Annotated in this window: 13 protein-coding genes and 2 tRNA genes; 11 read left to right on the top strand and 4 right to left on the bottom strand. The window is 68.4% G+C overall.

The window, feature by feature from the left end:
• Positions 1-66: 66 nt before the first annotated feature.
• The 9 genes from VV02_RS02300 (at position 67) to VV02_RS02265 (ending at position 9,501) form a co-directional block, all read left to right on the top strand.
• Positions 67-1,923: a glycoside hydrolase family 35 protein gene (locus VV02_RS02300; RefSeq protein ID WP_083449852.1), complete on the top strand. Its 1,857-nt coding sequence runs from the start codon at positions 67-69 to the stop codon at positions 1,921-1,923.
• A gap of 43 nt (positions 1,924-1,966) precedes the next feature.
• The gene (locus tag VV02_RS02295) at positions 1,967-5,059 is read left to right on the top strand and encodes an endo-alpha-N-acetylgalactosaminidase family protein (RefSeq protein ID WP_052589538.1); all 3,093 of its coding nucleotides are present in this window, start codon (positions 1,967-1,969) and stop codon (positions 5,057-5,059) included.
• A gap of 152 nt (positions 5,060-5,211) precedes the next feature.
• Positions 5,212-6,558 carry an adenosylmethionine--8-amino-7-oxononanoate transaminase gene (gene bioA / locus VV02_RS02290; protein WP_052589537.1) on the top strand — a complete coding sequence of 449 codons (1,347 nt, stop codon included), beginning with the start codon at positions 5,212-5,214 and terminating at the stop codon, positions 6,556-6,558.
• Positions 6,555-7,841 carry an 8-amino-7-oxononanoate synthase gene (locus VV02_RS02285; RefSeq protein WP_083449851.1) on the top strand — a complete coding sequence of 429 codons (1,287 nt, stop codon included), beginning with the start codon at positions 6,555-6,557 and terminating at the stop codon, positions 7,839-7,841. Before bioA ends, VV02_RS02285 begins: the two co-directional genes overlap by 4 nt.
• The gene (bioD, locus tag VV02_RS02280) at positions 7,838-8,536 is read left to right on the top strand and encodes a dethiobiotin synthase (RefSeq protein ID WP_052589536.1); all 699 of its coding nucleotides are present in this window, start codon (positions 7,838-7,840) and stop codon (positions 8,534-8,536) included. Before VV02_RS02285 ends, bioD begins: the two co-directional genes overlap by 4 nt.
• Positions 8,537-8,589: 53 nt before the next feature.
• A tRNA-Ile gene (locus VV02_RS02275) sits at positions 8,590-8,666 on the top strand.
• Between the two features lie 41 nt (positions 8,667-8,707).
• Positions 8,708-8,863 (top strand): DLW-39 family protein, encoded by a 156-nt coding sequence (locus VV02_RS26275; protein WP_157063234.1) that lies wholly within the window; start codon positions 8,708-8,710, stop codon positions 8,861-8,863.
• Positions 8,864-8,943: 80 nt separating this feature from the next.
• Positions 8,944-9,019, top strand: a tRNA-Ala gene (locus tag VV02_RS02270).
• Positions 9,020-9,144: 125 nt separating this feature from the next.
• Complete coding sequence (locus tag VV02_RS02265; RefSeq protein ID WP_083449850.1) at positions 9,145-9,501, top strand: TraR/DksA family transcriptional regulator; 357 nt, start codon at positions 9,145-9,147, stop codon at positions 9,499-9,501.
• A gap of 77 nt (positions 9,502-9,578) precedes the next feature.
• Here the strand turns inward: VV02_RS02265 and VV02_RS02260 are convergent, their stop codons facing one another.
• Entirely contained in the window at positions 9,579-10,127 is a 549-nt protein-coding gene (locus tag VV02_RS02260; protein WP_052589535.1) for a hypothetical protein, read from the bottom strand.
• 203 nt (positions 10,128-10,330) lie between these two features.
• Between VV02_RS02260 and VV02_RS02255 the strand changes: the two genes are divergently transcribed.
• A complete protein-coding gene (locus VV02_RS02255) occupies positions 10,331-11,380 on the top strand; it encodes an aldo/keto reductase (RefSeq protein ID WP_052589534.1) in 1,050 nt (349 codons plus the stop codon).
• A gap of 130 nt (positions 11,381-11,510) precedes the next feature.
• Positions 11,511-12,164, top strand: coding sequence for an SAM-dependent methyltransferase (locus VV02_RS02250; RefSeq protein WP_052596435.1), 654 nt, complete (start codon positions 11,511-11,513; stop codon positions 12,162-12,164).
• A gap of 6 nt (positions 12,165-12,170) precedes the next feature.
• Here VV02_RS02250 and VV02_RS02245 read toward each other — a convergent pair whose 3' ends face one another.
• From VV02_RS02245 to VV02_RS02235, 3 genes are read right to left on the bottom strand one after another with little or no spacing between them, the layout of a single operon-like run.
• A complete protein-coding gene (locus tag VV02_RS02245) occupies positions 12,171-13,868 on the bottom strand; it encodes a cation:proton antiporter (RefSeq protein ID WP_052589533.1) in 1,698 nt (565 codons plus the stop codon).
• 25 nt (positions 13,869-13,893) lie between these two features.
• Complete coding sequence (locus tag VV02_RS02240; protein ID WP_052589532.1) at positions 13,894-14,475, bottom strand: acyl-CoA-like ligand-binding transcription factor; 582 nt, start codon at positions 14,473-14,475, stop codon at positions 13,894-13,896.
• A complete protein-coding gene (locus tag VV02_RS02235; RefSeq protein WP_052589531.1) occupies positions 14,465-15,982 on the bottom strand; it encodes an MFS transporter in 1,518 nt (505 codons plus the stop codon). The genes VV02_RS02240 and VV02_RS02235 overlap by 11 nt, the downstream gene beginning before the upstream one ends.
• Positions 15,983-16,071: the final 89 nt, after the last annotated feature.

Genomic DNA, 16,071 nt, shown 5'->3' with positions numbered 1-16,071 from the left:
TGAAAGCACACCGATCGAGGTCCCGAGGAGTACGCCCATGAACGGCTCGAAGCGTGGGCGTCTCGCATGACCACGAGTCGGGGCCCCGAGCGGGCCACACAGACACGGGATGCCGCGTTGGAGGCTGGGTCCAGCCAGCTCCTCCGGCGCGGCATCCCGCACCAGATCCTGTCGGGCTCGGTGCACTACTTCCGGGTGCATCCGCAGCTGTGGCGTGACCGGCTTGAGCGAGTCCGCGCGCTCGGGCTCAACACGGTCGACACCTATGTCGCCTGGAACTTCCACCAGGATCGCGCCGACGAAACGCCCCGCTGGGACGACTGGCGTGACCTCCCCCAGTTCATCGAGATCGCCGGTGACCTCGGGCTCGACGTCATGCTCCGCCCAGGTCCGTACATCTGTGCCGAGTGGGCCAACGGTGGCCTGCCGACCTTTGTCACGGACACTCCCCGCACCGCGGTCAGGTCGAGCGACCCGGCCTACCTCGCGTTCGTGGAGCGTTGGCTCGACGAGCTGATCCCCCAGGTCGCACCCCTTCAGTCCGTCCACGGCGGACCGATCACGTCGGTGCAGGTCGAGAATGAGTACGGCTCCTTCGGCGACGACGCTGAGTACCTCGCTTGGATGCGAGATGCGTTGCGAGAGCGCGGGATTCGCGAACTGCTGTTCACTGCCGACGGCCCGACCGAGCTGATGCTCGACGGTGGCACGATTCCCGGAGTCTGGGCCACGGCGACGTTCGGGTCGGACCCATCAGGCGCACGGGACCTGCTGAGCAAGCGACGCCCGGACGAGCCGTTCTTGTGCGCCGAGTTCTGGAATGGCTGGTTCGACCACTGGGGCGAGCAGCATCACGTGCGCTCGGCCGAGTCGGCTGCGAAGGTCGTCGGGGATGTGGTCCGCAGCGGCGGATCGGTGAATCTCTATATGGCGCACGGAGGTTCGAATCACGGCCTCTGGGCTGGCGCAAACCATGACGGGGCCAAGGTGCAGCCCACGATCACGAGCTATGACTCCGACGCTCCGATCTCCGAGCACGGCGAGCTCACGGACAAGGGCGCGGCACTCCGCGAGATCTTCGCCGCAGCGACCGGACGAGCCGTGTCGGAGCTGCCGGTCATGCCGGGCATGGCCGCCGTGCTGCCCGCTCAGCGAATCGCGGTCGAGCCCGTGGCCGATCTGTTGACCGCCCTTCGACCGTTGACGGGAAGCGTTGCCAGCGCTGGCGTTCCGACGTTCGCGGACCTGCGGCTGTCGTCCGGCATGGTCCTGCACCGCGCGCGCCCGATCCTGCCGCGCGGCGCGCATCGCATCTATCTGCATGACCTGCGCGACCGGGCGTACGTCTTCGTGGACGGCATCTGTCAGGGTCGCCTCGACGACGTCGACGGTTCTGCAGGCGTGGAGGTGGTCGGCCATGGTCTACCGGTCCTGCTCGAGGTGCTTGTCGAGGATCGCGGCCGGATCAACTACGGCCCGCTGCTCGGAGCAGACAAGGGCGCGGTCGGCGGCGTCTCGATCGACCGTCGACTCGTGCACGGGTGGGAGAGCGTCCCGGTGCCTCTTGCGGGCTGGGGCACCGACGACCTCAACGACCTCGCCGGTGCGGCGTCCGACGAAGCCGGCCGTCCGTCGTACGACTCGGCCGGGCTCGCCCAGGCGAGCTTTGAGATCGACGAGCCGGCGGACACCTTCCTCGCGCTGCCGGGCTTCAGCCGCGGGTTCTGCTGGGTCAACGGCGAGCTGATCGGCCGGTACGACAGCGTCGGGCCCCAGCGGACGACGTACGTCCCAGCGCCTTACCTGAGGGCCGGCGACAACGTCATCACCCTCCTCGAGCTCGAGTCCATCGGGCGCGCGATCGAGCTGTGCGAACGACCGGACCTCGGTCCATCAGAGCCCTACGTCGAGACGTTCGAGTGAGCGCTTCGACGTAGCACCACCGATTGATCAGCCAAGGAGTGTCATGGTTCCCCCCACCGGCAACACCCCCGCAACATCCCGCGACAGCGGTTCGATCTCCAGGCGTACGGTCCTGCGCACCTTCGGTGCGATGGCGGCCGCTGCGACGATCGTGCCCATGGAGTCAGCACATGCGGCAGCGCCCGCCGAGGTGGTCATCCGTTCGCGCGAGCTCGAGGTCCGCGTCGGCTCTGACTTCCCGCGCGTGGTCTCCTACACCGACCGCGGCACGAAGGCGGTCATCCACGGCCAGCCGGACCCGGTCACGTCCGTCCTGATCGACGGCGTCTCGCAGAAGCCGACGGTCAAGGCCGCGACGCGCTCGGACCGGGTCGATTACACGCTCACCTTCACGGGTGGCACCACTATCACCATCCGCATCGCGGTCTCCGGCTGGAAGGTCGACTACCGCGTCACGTCGATCAAGGACACCGACGCACTGCGCGTCGGTCGGCTGCAGATCCCCGAGCTGCGCCTGCTCAGCGTGCGCAGCGACCAGCCGGGCGCCACCGTGCTGGCCGCTCGCGTCGTTCTCGACAAGGCGACCAGTGGCGACACTCTCGTCAAGGTCACCGCGGACACCCCGGCAGACGCAGCGGCCAAGGGCAGTGCGTACGCCGTCGTGGCCACTGACCGTCTCGCCGCCGCTCTGGAGTCCAACGTCGTCTATGACGTCCCCGTGAGCGCCAACGGCACGACCTGGGAGAACGGCCGCTTCTGGCACCAGGCGATCAAGAAGGCGAGCTGGACCGAGAGCGGCCTCACGCCGGGCGAGTGGACGTATCGCCCTGCTACTGCAGGTGTTTCGCAGACACAGCCACTGCCGTACGCCACCGTCATCCTGACGCGCGATCGCAATGGTGACGGCAAGATCGACTGGCAGGACGCCGCCATCGCGATGCGTGACATCGCGGTCAAGCCGCTCGGTGCCGACGACCAGCACCTGCGCGTGATCCCCCACATCCCGATGAACTTCGCCAGCCTGGCAGCGAACCCGTTCCTGCACACGCTCGACAACGTCAAGCGGATCAACCTCGCGACGGACGGGCTGCGCCAGTTCACCCTGCTCAAGGGCTATCAGTCCGAGGGGCACGACTCCGCGCACCCGGACTACGCCGGCAACTACAACCAGCGTGCGGGCGGGCTCGCGGACATGAACACGTTGGTGGACAAGGGTTCTCGCTGGTCCAGCGACTTCGCGGTGCACGTCAACGCGACCGAGTCCTACCCCGTCGCCCACGCCTTCTCCGAGACGCTCGTCGACCCGGCCAACAAGCAGTGGGACTGGCTGGACCAGTCGTACCGGATCGACTCACGTCGTGACCTGGTCAGCGGTGACATCGCCAAGCGCTTCGCCGACCTGCGCCGTGAGGCCCACCCTGGGCTGAACATGCTCTACATCGACGTGTTCCGCGAATCCGGTTGGAACTCCGACGGATTGCAGGCTCACCTGCGCGAGCAGGGCTGGGTGGTCACCTCCGAGTGGGGCCACGGGCTCGAGCGTTCGTCGCTGTGGTCGCACTGGGCGAACGAGGTCGACTACGGCGGCGACACGTCGCGAGGTATCAACTCACAGCTCATCCGCATGGTCCGTCACCACCAGAAGGACGTCTTCGCCGACAAGTGGCCGCTGCTCGGCACCGCTCGGCTCGGCACCTTCGAGGGCTGGCAGGGCAAGGCTGACTGGAGCACGTTCTACGCCCAGCTGTGGACCAACAACCTGCCGGTCAAGCTGCTGCAGGCGTACCCGATCAAGAGCTGGACCGACGAGGAGATCACCTTCTTCGCGCCGGTGCCCCTCTCCGTACACAACGACGGCGGCACGCGGGTGGTGACCGCGGACCGTCGCGAGATCCTGCGGGGCGATGCCTACCTGATCCCCTGGGAGCCGAAGTCGCTCACCTCGCCGCCAAAGCTGTTCCACTTCAACGCAACTGGCGGTACGACGACGTGGCAGCTGCCGCGCGGCTGGGCCGGCTCCTCGTCGGTCTACGTCTACAAGCTGACCGACCAGGGCCGCGTCTCCGTCGGCCAGGTCAAGGTGAGCGGCGGCAAGGTGACGTTGAAGGCCGACAAGGGCCAGCCGTACGTCGTCTATCGTCGCCCCGCGCCGAAGCAGGCCGATCCGAAGTGGGGCGAGGGCACGCCGCTGCGTGACCCGGGCTTCAACGCCGGCGACCTCAAGGCATGGACGGTCAAGGGCGGCGCCGAGGTCAAGCGCAGTGCGCGGGGCGACTACGAGCTGGTGCTCGGCTCCAGCCAGACCTCCGTCAGCCAGCGACTCGGCAGCCTCCCGGCCGGTACCTATGTCGCGTCGGTCCAGGTCGAGATCGGCGCCAAGGCCGGCGACCGCCGCAGGGCGCGGCTGGATGTCTCTGTGGGCGGCACGACCGCGTCGAACTGGACGGACGTCTCGACCGCCGTCAACCAGGTCGCCTCGGACGTCAAGAGTGAGAGCCGGATGCAGCGGATCTTCACCTGGTTCACGGTGCAGACTTCCCGCGAGCCGGTCGTGCTCACGTTGGCCGCCGACGCCGGCGATGCGCGCGTGACGTTCGACAACGTGCGGGTGGTGAGCGGTCGGCGTACGACGAAGGCCGGCACCCTCGCGTACGAGGACTTCGAGAACGTGCCCGTGGGTTGGGGTCCGTTCGTGAAGGGCGACGCCGGCGGAGTGACCGACCCGCGCACGCACATCGCGCAGACGCACGCGCCGTTCACGCAGCGTGGGTGGAACGGCAAGGTCATCGACGACGTGCTCGCCGGTGAGCAGTCACTGAAGTCGCGCGGCGAGAACGGCGGGCTGGTCTACCGGACCGTGCCGCAGACGGTGCGGTTCGAGGCCGGCAAGAAGTACAAGGTGTCGTTCCAGTACCAGTGCGAGACCGCCGGCCAGTACTCCTGGGTGACGGCGGTGGACAGCCCGTCAGCGACGGACCTGTCGGTCACGCCGCTGCCGGTGGCGACCACGACGGCCACGCACTCCTACGAGTTCACCGCGCCCGCGGCCGGCGACGCGTGGGTCGGGTTGCGCAAGAGCGGCGACGACGGATCGGCCGAGTTCGTCCTCGACGAGTTCGAGGTCACCGCCCTCTAGTAGGTCGAGTAGGCGGAGCGTTAGCGCAGTCCGTATCGAGACCAGGTGATCGCGCGCACCTGGTCTCGATACGCCTCGGCTAGCGCCTCGCCTACTCGACCGGCGTAGGCGGAAATTGAACAGTGTTCAGGGGATGGGGCAGACTCCCGGGTGTGACGGCCCCCTCAACCGCTCTCGACTCGGTCATTGCGCGCGACCGTGGTCTGCTCTGGCACCCGTACGCCCCGCTGCACGGCCCGCTCCCCTATGAGGTCGTCGGGGCGGACGGGCCGTGGCTCGATCTGGTCGGTGAGGACGGCGTACGCCGGTCGGCCCTGGACGCGATGAGCTCGTGGTGGTCGGTGATCCATGGATACCGCAACCCGGCGCTGGACGCGGCGGCGCAGGGGCAGCTCGGCCGGTTCAGTCATGCGATGTTCGGTGGTCTGACACATGAGCCCGCGGTCGCGCTGGGTGAGCGACTCGTCGCGCTCTCGCCGGCCGGGTTGGAGCACGTGTTCTTCGCTGACTCCGGCTCGGTCTCGGTCGAGGTCGCGATGAAGGTCGCCCTCCAGTACCAGGTCGCGACGGGCCAGCCCGAGCGCCAAAGGTTCTTGACCGTGCGCGGTGGCTATCACGGTGACACCTTCGCGGCGATGAGCGTGTGCGACCCCGTCGACGGCATGCACTCGGCGTTCCCCGGCATCTTGGCGCCCCAGATCTTTGCCGACCGTCCCCCACCGGCGCGGTCGGCTGCCGAGGTGAACGGCCTGACCCGCCAGACGTCCGAGGCTGTACGCCGATGGGCCGCGTCCGTGGAAACCCTTGCGTCCCAGCATGGTTCGGAGTGCGCGGCGATCATCGTCGAACCGATCCTGCAAGGTGCCGGCGGTATGTACCCCTATCCAGCGGACTGCCTGCGAGTGTTGCGCGAGGTCGCCGACCGGCACGGCATGCTGCTGATCTACGACGAGATCGCCACCGGATTCGGCCGTACGGGAACGCTTTTCGCGACGGAGTGGGCCGGATCAGACGCGCTGCCTGACGTCATGTGCGTCGGCAAGGCGCTGACCGGCGGCTATGTCACGCTCGCGGCGATGCTGTGTACGAACCGCGTCGCGGAGACGATCGAGAGCAGCGCGTTCGGCACGATCCTGCACGGGCCGACCTTCATGGCCAACCCGCTCGCATGCGCCATCGCGGCGGCAAGCCTCGACCTGCTGCTCGAGCGAGGCTGGCAGGACGACGTCAGTCGACTCGAACGCGGACTCACGGATCTCTACTCGGCAGAAAGGCTTTCGTCAGTCGAGCAGGTGCGGGTGCTGGGCGGCGTCGGTGTCATCGCGCTCCACGACCCGGTACGCGTTGTCGACGTCACTCGCGCGGCGCTCGAGCGAGGAGCCTGGGTGCGCCCTTTCCGCAACCTCGTCTACACGATGCCGCCCTACGTTGCGTTGGACGACGACCTACGGACGATCTGCGATGCGATGGTGGGCGCGGTCGAGGAGGTGCACGGATGACGTACGGCCCGAGCGTGCTTGCCAGAGTGGCAGAGCTGGCATCGTTGCGGGAGGCGAGCGGCCTGGTGCGCCAAGCTAATCCGCCCGCTGCGGCCCCCAGGATCGATCTTGCGACCAACGACTACCTCGGCCTCTCCCGTCACCCAGACGTTCTCGAGGCAGCGGCTCGCGCCACGCGCGACTACGGCACCGGCGCGAGGGCGTCCCGCGTCGCACGTGGCACCCATCCGGTGCACGCCGCGACCGAACGAGCCTTGACTGAGCTGACCGGTCAGGAGAGCGCGCTGCTCTTCTCCTCGGGCTATCTCGCCAACCTCGCCGCGGTCACTTCCCTTGCCGACTCCGACACCTTGATCGTGTCCGACCAGCACGTGCACGCCTCGCTCATCGACGGAGCTCGACTGGCGCGCGGCACGGTCGCTGTCTTCCCTCATCAGGATGTCGACGCGGCAGCAACGTTGTTACGCAACAGGATTCAGCCGCGGGCGATCGTGGTTGCCGAGTCGATCTACAGCGTGCTGGGCGATTCGGCGCCCCTAGCGGACCTCGCCGAGGCGTGCCGGACGTACGACGCTCTCTTGATCGTCGACGAGGCGCATGGGCTCGGCGTGGCTGGTGCGGGGCGTGGCATGGTGCACACGCTCGGCCTGGCCGGCGACCCGTACGTCGTCATGACCGCCACGCTGTCGAAGGCGCTCGGCGCGCAGGGCGGTGTCGTGCTCGGGTCACCGATGCTGCGGGGCCACCTGGTCAACACGGCACGCTCCTTCATCTTCGACACCGCGCTCGCGCCGGCAGCGGCGGCCGCAGCCGGCCGAGCGGCCGAGCTGGTGCTCGGTGATCCGGCCATGGCCCCCGGCGTCGGTCGCGTCGCGGAGGTGCTGTGCGCCCGGCTGCGTGCGCACGGTCGTGATCTCGAAGCGCTGCACGACCTGCAGCCCACCGCCGGAGCGGTCCAGTCGGTGCTGATGCCGTCGGCCGACACCGCCGCCGAGGTCGCAGCCAGGCTGGCCGCGGACGGGATCGACGTGGGCTGCTTCCGCCCGCCGTCGGTGCCAGACGGCATCTCGCGGCTGCGCCTGACCGCGCGGGCCACCGTCACGGAAGCAGCGGCCGACGAGGCCGCCGCCCGCCTGACTCACCACCTCCGCACCTCCGTTGGTCGAGTAGACGGAGCGCTAGCGGAGTCGTATCGAGACCCCGTGAGTTCTGCACCTGGTCTCGATACGGACTCCGCCAGCGCCTCGCCCTACTCGACCAGCGGTTGGGGACGTGACGCATGAGTCCGGTGATCGTGGTGACTGGCACCGACACCGAGGTGGGCAAGACCGTCGCCACCGCGGCGATCGCGGCCGCTCTGGAAGCGGCCGGGCGCACCGTGGTGGCGTACAAGCCCGTCCAGACCGGGGTAGGGCGGGACGACGAAGGCGACATGCCGTTCGTACGCCGGGCGGCCGGCGTACCAGCGACCGACGGCGTCCGTCTTCGGGAGCCGATGGCGCCGGTCCAGGCGGCGGCCGCCGAGGACCGCACCCTGCCGTCCGTGGGAGACCAAGCCCTTGCCGTACGCCGGCTCCTCACCAGCGCGGACGACGTGCTCGTGGAGGGTGCGGGTGGACTGCTCGTCGAGCTCGATGGCGCCGGCGCGACGATGGCGGACCTGGCCGCACACCTGGATGCGACGGTGGTCGTGGTGGTGCGCGCGGGCCTCGGCACGCTGAACCACACGATGCTCACGCTGGAGGCCCTGAAGGCCCGCAGTCTCACGGTCGGCGGGCTGATCGTGGGCGCCTATCCCGCTGATCCAGGCCCGATCGAAGCCGCCAACGTGACGCATCTGCGCAACCGCGTCGGGGTGCCAGTGATCGGTGTGATTCCCTCCGGTGTCGGGGCCATGGCGTCCGAGGAGTTCCGCGAGGCGGCGCCCGCCTGGATTGCGGCGTCGGACACTTTGGTAGCACGGCGGCCAGTGAGGTAAAGTTCTGGCTCGCGCGCCGTCCGGCTTCGGCCGAACGGCGCCTGACGGTGTTGGGGCCTATAGCTCAGTCGGTTAGAGCGCTGTCCTGATAAGACAGAGGTCACTGGTTCAAGTCCAGTTAGGCCCACCACCACCGCCACCCCGCTAGTCACAGCGACGAGGAGTCCTGAGATGAAGAAGGCCCTATTGGTTCTTGCGGCGGCTGGCGCCGCTGCTTTTGCCAACACCAAGATCAAGCAGCACAAGACCGGCAAGGAGCTGTGGGCACAGGCCAGCGACAAGCCGGGCGAGAAGGTCATCAGCGGCAGCTCTTCGAAGGCCAGCTGACCTTCGACCTTCAGTCGGGACCAGCAGTCCTGACCGTATGACCTGTGTGCCCGCGGCCAAGACCTGGTTCGCGGGCACTCGGGGGCGTGGCGCAATTGGTAGCGCACCTGCTTTGCAAGCAGGGGGTTGTCGGTTCGAGTCCGATCGCCTCCACCATTGGGTGGAGTATCCACACTGCATCCACAGGCGCCATTTCTGGCTTTTGCCTGTGGATGACTGCCTGAAGTGCGCCATCACAGCGCACTCATCCACACCCTGACTCCGTCTCAGGAGGTCGCAGCATGGCGGAAAACACCGGCGCCGGCTTGGAGGACGTCGAGGCTGCGCTGCGTCAGCGCCACGTCGAGGCCATGGGCCGTTTGGCCGACCTGCGTCGCCTCGAGGCTCAGATCATCGACGCCTCCCAGGACGACAACGCCGATGACGAGCACGACCCCGAGGGCGCGACCATTGCGTGGGATCGGGCTCAGACCCTCGCCCTCGCCGAAGAAGCCCGAGCCCGGATCGACGAGATCGGCTCGGCCCTGGCGCGCATAGCTGTTGGCTGGGACGGGCGTTGCGCGAGCTGCGACCAACCGATCGACCACGAACGCTTGCTCGCGCGGCCCACCACCGACCGGTGCATCCGGTGCGCGTGACGCACCTGCCGTGAACGCCACTGCGCGCCGCCACCCCGAAGGGTCGCGGCGCGCAGTAGTCGTACGAGAGTGGCCTGCTACTGGCCGGAGTCGTCCGAGCTCTCGGACTCGCCGCCGAAGTCGCCACCTTCGGAGCTGTCGGATCCGGAGTCGCTGGAGTCCGAGTCGCCGGAGTCGCTGCCGAAGCCGCCGTCGCCACCGTCAGAACCCGAGTCACTGCCAGAGTCCTCGGACCCGGAGTCGCCGTCGCCACCGAAGCCGCCGTCGCTCTCACTGGAGTCGTCGGACCCCGAGTCGTCAGACCCAGAGTCGCCGGAGTCGGAGGCGTCGCCGTCAGAACCCGAGTCGCTGCCGGAGTCATCGGACCCGGAGTCAGAGTCGCCCGAGTCGCTACCGAAGCCGCCGTCGCCCGAGTCCGAGCCGCTGTCGTCGCTACCGCCGGAGTCGCCGCCGTAGCCGCCACCCTCCGAACCGCTGTCGTTGCTGGAGTCCGAACCGCTGTCGCCAGAGTCGAGTCCGCCACCCTGGGCGTCCGTCTGGTCCGAGCCGGAACCGGTACCGAACTGGTCGTCGCCGCCCGCGGCGTCCTGACCTGCCTGGTCTCCGGAGTCGTCGAAGGTGCTCATGAACTATCTCCTTCGGTTATGGGTTACTCGCAGGCACGCGAGGTTTCGAACGTACACGCGCAGGTCACCCCAGCACATGGGAGGACGCTGGGAAAAGTGAGCGGGAGCCAGGCGTACGACGAACGCTTGACTTCGAGTGCGCTCCGACTTCTAGCGTCGGCCCGGCACGCGCCCGACCGGGCGCTCGAGCTCCTAGGAGAGCCATGCGTTATCGCACCCTTGGCAAGACCGGCATGGAGGTCAGTGCGCACTGCCTCGGCGCCATGATGTTCGGCGCGGTCGGCAACCCCGATCACGACGACTGCGTCCGCATCATCCACTCGGCGCTGGATCAGGGCATCAACTTCGTCGACACGGCGGACATGTATTCGACCGGTGAGTCCGAGGAGATCGTCGGCAAGGCGCTCCAGGGCCGCCGCGACGACGTCATCCTCGCCACCAAGGTGCACTTCCCGCTGGAGGAGGGCCCCAACAAGGGCGGCAACTCGCGCCGGTGGATCGTGCACGAGGTCGAGCAGAGCCTGCGCCGGCTGCAGACCGACTGGATCGATCTCTACCAGGTGCACCGTCCCGACGAGACGACCGACATCGAGGAGACCCTCTCGGTGCTGACCGATCTCGTCCGGCAGGGCAAGATCCGTGCGTTCGGCTGCTCGACGTTCCCGCCCGAGGAGATCGTCGAGTCACATGTCGTCGCCGAGCGTCGTGGCCTGCACCGCTTCCGCACGGAGCAGCCGCCGTACTCGATCCTGGCTCGTGGCGTGGAGCGCTCGGTGCTGCCGACCGCTCAGCGCTACGGCATGGGCGTGCTGACGTGGAGCCCCCTGGCGTTCGGGTTCCTGACCGGCCGCTACCGCAAGGGTCAGGACCTGGACCTCACGTCGGGCCGGCCCCTCATCCGGCCCGAGCGCTTCGATCCCTCGCTGCCCGAGACCGCGGCCAAGCTCGAGATCGTCGAGCAGCTGATCGAGGTGGCCGACGACCTCGGCTGCTCGCTCCCCGAGCTCGCGATCGCGTTCGTGATTGCGCACCCGGCCGTCACGTCGGTGATCCTCGGACCGCGAACTCAGGAGCAGTTCGACGGGCTCAACAAGGGCGCCGGCCTCACGCTGGACGATGCAACGCTCGACCGCATCGACGAGATCGTCCCGCCCGGCACGGACATCTATCCGCCGAACGGCCCGTGGCCGCAGCCCTCGCTGGTCAATGTCGTACGTCGTCGCCGGCCCCTCACCGAGCGCGCGGCTGCCTGAGTCCTGGACGCGCGTTCGCTGGCTTGCCAGTTCGGCAAAGAACTTTGCCAGCGAGCGCGCGTCCAGCGCACCATCGGAGCAGCCGGTCGCGAACCCGCGGCGAGGGCAGCACCGCACGGTTGGAGACACCATGACGAGCGACACCCAGGGACAGACGCCAGAGGACTTCTGGGAGGACTTCTACGACGGCCAGGACGCCGTCTGGAGCGGGCGCCCCAACCCGCTCCTCGTGCGCGGCGTCGAGTCCCTCACACCAGGCAGTGCTCTCGAGCTCGGCTGTGGCGAGGGCGCCGACGCGATCTGGCTCGCGACCTCCGGCTGGGCGGTCACCGGTGTCGACGTGTCGACCCGCGCCCTGACACGCGCGGCCAAGCACGCCGCCGCCGCCGGCGTCGGAGACCACGTCGAGTGGGAGCAGCACAACCTGCTGCGCTCCTTCCCAGAGCGTGAATTCAATGTGGTGTCAGCGCAATTCCTGCACTCACCGGTCGAGGCGGAGGGTGAACGACCGCGCATCCTGCGTCGCGCCGCGCACGCGGTCAAGCCTGGTGGCGCACTGCTGATCGGCAGCCACGCCGGGTTCCCGAGCTGGGTCGACACGGGTGAGCACGAGCACGGTCACTACAACTTCCCCACCACCGCTCAGGTCATCGAGCAGCTGGCCCTCCCCACGGACGAGTGGCGGGTCGACCTGGACGAAGAGCTCACCACGGACATGCCGGGGCCGGAGGGAGAGCCGGGCACGCGTACCGACACGATCCTGCGGCTGCGTCGCGCCGGCTGAGCCGGCTCAGGTCTGCGGCGCGTCCTGCAGGCGCATCTCGAGCAGGTCGAGGTAGCGGCGACCATCGGTGATGACCGAGGCGTCGTACGTGCTGCCCGCCATCGCGCGGTTCAGCCACTCACGCTGGGCGTCCAGGGCCTCGCGCAGGTACGCCGCGTAGAGCTCGCGCTCCTGCTGCGCGTCCGGGTCCTCCATCGCCGTCTGGTCACCTCGCCGAGCGATCGCCGACCGGGCCTGTTCGAGGGACCGCTGTGCCACGTCGTCGGGCGCCGCAGAGTCCTCGAGGGCGGCCAGGCCGGCCTCGGTGAGCCCGGTCGTGAGCCGGCCGAGGTCCGCGCGGTGGCGGGCGGGGTCGTCGGCCGGGATGTCGGCCACCCGGATGACGGCCGGGATCGTGAGGCCCTGGACGAGCAGGGTGGTGATGGCGACGACGTACGCGATGAGGATGAGCTGGGGCCGGTACGCCGTGCCCTCGGGCAGGGTCTGAGCGGCCGCGACAGTGATGGCGCCGCGCATGCCCGCCCAGCCGAGTACGAGACCACCACGCCACCCGACGGCTTGGGAGAGGAAGAAGTCGAGGTCGGCGTTCAGCCGACGGAAGCGCACCTCGATGAAGGTCTGCTTGCGCGGTGACAGGTTGTCCTGGCCGGCCTTGAACCGCGGATGCTCGCGCCAGTCCTGGACCTGCGGCTTGGTCTCGGCAGCACGACGGGTCTCGCGCCGGAGCAGCCCCATGAGCGGCACCACGAACGCCAGCCGCAACGCGATCACGAGCACGGCGAGCAGCAGGCCGATCCAGACGGCGCGACCGGCGCTGAGGTGCTCGTCGCTGACCTCGTCGAGCAGCGGCGCGATGGTGAGGCCCATCAGCAGGAAGATGCTGCTCTCCAAGAGGAACGCGACCGTACGCCAGTTGATGGTCTCCGCCCATCGCACCCGGGCGCCGAGGAACGCCGGCCCGACGCTCCCCGTGACGACTCCGGCGACGACGACCGCGAGGACACCTGAGGCGTCCAGCGACTCGGTCGGAAGGAACGCAACGAACGGCACGACGAACGAAATCGCTGTGCTGAGAACGGGATCCGGCAGCAGCGCCCGCACCTTGATCCCGACGAATGCGACGGCGAAGCCGATCACCGCGGCGATCAGGACGGCGAGGACGAAGTCCCAGACGACGTCCAGGATCGACACCGAGACAGCGACAGCGGCGATCGCCGAGCGCAGCAACACCAGAGCGGACGCGTCGTTGACGAGGCCCTCCCCCTCGAGCATCGTCACGATGCGTGGCGGCAAGCCGAGACGCTTGCCGATCGAGGTGGCTGCCACCGCGTCCGTCGGGCTGATGACCGCACCAATCGCGAACGCCATCGGCCAGTCGATCTCGGGCATCACCCAGTGCAACAACGCCCCGGAGACCACGGTCGTCAGCGCGACGAGGACAACGGCGAGTCCGGTGATCGCCTTGATGTTGCGCCGGAAGTCCTGGGCCGGCATGTTGAGCGCCGCCGAGTAGAGCAGCGGCGGCAGGACTCCGCCGAGGATGATGTGCGGCTCGACCGCGATGTCGGGCGCGCTCGGGATGAAGCTCAGGACGACGCCGACCACGACGAGCGACAGCGGCGCCGCGATCCCGAGGCGGGTCGAGAACGCTGTCACCGCAACGATGCTGATGATGCCCAGCACGGCAATCAGGGTCAGGCTCATCGGTGTGCTCCTCGGGTGGTTCGGCTCAGAGCGGCATGCCGGCTTCGAGGAACTTGATCAGGTCGATCTGCTCGCCGATGTCCTTGCTCAGCTGGTCCTGGCCGAGCGCGAAGAACGCCCCGATCGCAGCACCTGCTGTCGCGCGCACCTTGACATCGTCATTGGCGAGGCCGGTGCGTTCAGCGATCATGTCGGCGAAGACATCGATGGTCCGACTCATCTCGCGCTGCACCGCTCCCTTGAGCTCGGGCTGGCTGCGCAAGAGCTCGCTGCGCTGGCGCTCGAACTCCAAGTCCTCCTCGTCCAGCGTGCCGAGGACCTCCTTGGCTGCGCCGCGCAACGCCGCCAGCACCGAGATGTCCTCGGGCTGACGGCGGAAGGCCTTGATCAGCTCCGGGTCGAGGTCGTCGGTCTCGACCAGGGCTTCCTTGGTCGGGAAGTACCGGAAGAACGTGCTGGGCGAGACCTCGGCCCCGGCCGCGATCTGCTCGGTGGTGGTCTGCGTGTAGCCCTGCTCCCGGAACAGCTCAAACGCGGTCGTACGAATGAGCTTGCGGGTGCGTCGCTTCTTCAGCTCACGCAGACCACCAGGCGGGTCAGACGGCATGCAGCGATTCTGCCGCATCAGTCGTCGTCTCCAAGGGAGCCGGCGTCGTACGCCGAGTGGTCACCCGGACGATCACGAACGACACGGCGGCGATCGCCGCACAGACCCAGAGCAGCACACCCATGCTCGACACGAACGCGCTCTGCACCTGGTGCAGCATCGCCGGATCACCGAGCCGCTGCGCGACCGAGACCCCGCCGGTGACGCTGTCGTGCACGGGTCCGTGGTCCAGCGACCCGAGCTCGGAGTGGTAGCGAGTGGCCTGCACCGTGCCGAGGACAGCGATCCCGATCGTGCCGCCCGCCTGACGCAGAGCCGACAGGAGCGCGGCACCCGAACCCGAACGCTCGGCGTCGAGAGCCGACGTCGCCCAGCCCATCGCCGCCAGCATCACGATGCCCATGCCGACGCCCATGACGACCAGCCAGGCCGCCGTGTAGGCGTACGACGTCCCGACCTGGGTGAACGCGCCCAGTGACATTCCGGCGACGACGAGCGCGAACCCGACCATCAACGTGGTCCGGACCCCGCCCCGAGTCGTCAGCCTGTCGGCAAGGCGGGTGGCGACCAGGATGCCGCCGATCATCGGGAGCATGCGCAGCCCGCTGCCGAAGGAGTCGACGCCGAGGACGGCCTGGAAGTACTGAGGGACGCTGAAGAAGATCCCGAACATCGCAAAGCTGAGGATGACCGAGTAGACCGTGCCCCAGCGGAACGCCGGGTTGGCGAACAGGCTCATGTCGATAAGCGGGTGCTGCAGACCGCGCTGCCAGCGGACGAAGATCGCGAGCACCAGTGCGCCGCCCGTGATGCAGGCCCACGAGACGAGGTTGCCCCAGCTCGTCTCACCGATCCGGATGAATCCGTAGGTGAGAGAAGCCAATCCGGCGCTCGACAGGACGACACTGGGCAGGTGGACCGACCGGCGTACGGCACTGCGGGACTCGGGTACGAGCACCGTCACGGCCGCAAGTGCCAGTACGACCACGGGCACGTTGATCAAGAAGACCGAACCCCACCAGAAGTGCTCCAGCATCCAGCCACCCAGCAGCGGACCGAGCGGCATCCCGAGCGCGACACCGGTCATGTTGATGCCGATCGCGCGGCGGCGCTCGACCGGCTCCGGGAAGATCACCGAGATCACCGCGAGGGTCAGCGGCATGAGCGCTGCCGCTCCGACGCCGAGCGCGACGCGAGCCGCGATCAGCTGACCCGGGCCGCCGGCGTACGCGCACCATGCGGACGCGGCGCCGAACACGACCAGGGAGCCGAGCAGGAACCGTTTGCGGCCGAACCGGTCGGCGTACGCGCCCATGGGCAGCATCAGCGCGGCGAGGGCGAGCGTGTAGCCGCTGGTGAACCACTGCAGGGCGCTGGTGCTGGCGTGCAGGTCGCCGGCGAGGGTCGGCAGGGCGATGTTGAGGACGGTCGTGTCCAGCCCGATCACGAGCGACGTCAGGCAGATGGCCGCGAGGGCGAGCCACCGCCGGTTCGAGGTGAGCTCCATGAGCGCGCCTCCTTTCGGTGTCGAGGTGTGCCCAGAGAGGAGCACAAAACGACAGTAACACCGAAATAGGAGTGACTGCCAAAAGATCG

The sequence above is a fragment of the Luteipulveratus mongoliensis genome, from assembly GCF_001190945.1.
In the GTDB taxonomy this organism is placed as follows: Bacteria; Actinomycetota; Actinomycetes; order Actinomycetales; family Dermatophilaceae; genus Luteipulveratus; species Luteipulveratus mongoliensis.
This window is presented reverse-complemented; position numbering and strand designations above follow the sequence as displayed.

Bases quoted from the DNA above. Each gene is read 5' to 3' on its own strand.
- VV02_RS02235 (WP_052589531.1), bottom strand. From the start codon at position 15,982: ATGGAGCTCACCTCGAACCGGCGGTGGCTCGCCCTCGCGGCCATCTGC.
- VV02_RS02300 (WP_083449852.1), top strand. From the start codon at position 67: ATGACCACGAGTCGGGGCCCCGAGCGGGCCACACAGACACGGGATGCC.
- VV02_RS02295 (WP_052589538.1), top strand. From the start codon at position 1,967: ATGGTTCCCCCCACCGGCAACACCCCCGCAACATCCCGCGACAGCGGT.
- VV02_RS26275 (WP_157063234.1), top strand. From the start codon at position 8,708: ATGAAGAAGGCCCTATTGGTTCTTGCGGCGGCTGGCGCCGCTGCTTTT.
- VV02_RS02260 (WP_052589535.1), bottom strand. From the start codon at position 10,127: ATGAGCACCTTCGACGACTCCGGAGACCAGGCAGGTCAGGACGCCGCG.
- VV02_RS02265 (WP_083449850.1), top strand. From the start codon at position 9,145: ATGGCGGAAAACACCGGCGCCGGCTTGGAGGACGTCGAGGCTGCGCTG.
- VV02_RS02245 (WP_052589533.1), bottom strand. From the start codon at position 13,868: ATGAGCCTGACCCTGATTGCCGTGCTGGGCATCATCAGCATCGTTGCG.
- bioD (WP_052589536.1), top strand. From the start codon at position 7,838: ATGAGTCCGGTGATCGTGGTGACTGGCACCGACACCGAGGTGGGCAAG.
- VV02_RS02255 (WP_052589534.1), top strand. From the start codon at position 10,331: ATGCGTTATCGCACCCTTGGCAAGACCGGCATGGAGGTCAGTGCGCAC.
- VV02_RS02240 (WP_052589532.1), bottom strand. From the start codon at position 14,475: ATGCCGTCTGACCCGCCTGGTGGTCTGCGTGAGCTGAAGAAGCGACGC.
- VV02_RS02250 (WP_052596435.1), top strand. From the start codon at position 11,511: ATGACGAGCGACACCCAGGGACAGACGCCAGAGGACTTCTGGGAGGAC.
- VV02_RS02285 (WP_083449851.1), top strand. From the start codon at position 6,555: ATGACGTACGGCCCGAGCGTGCTTGCCAGAGTGGCAGAGCTGGCATCG.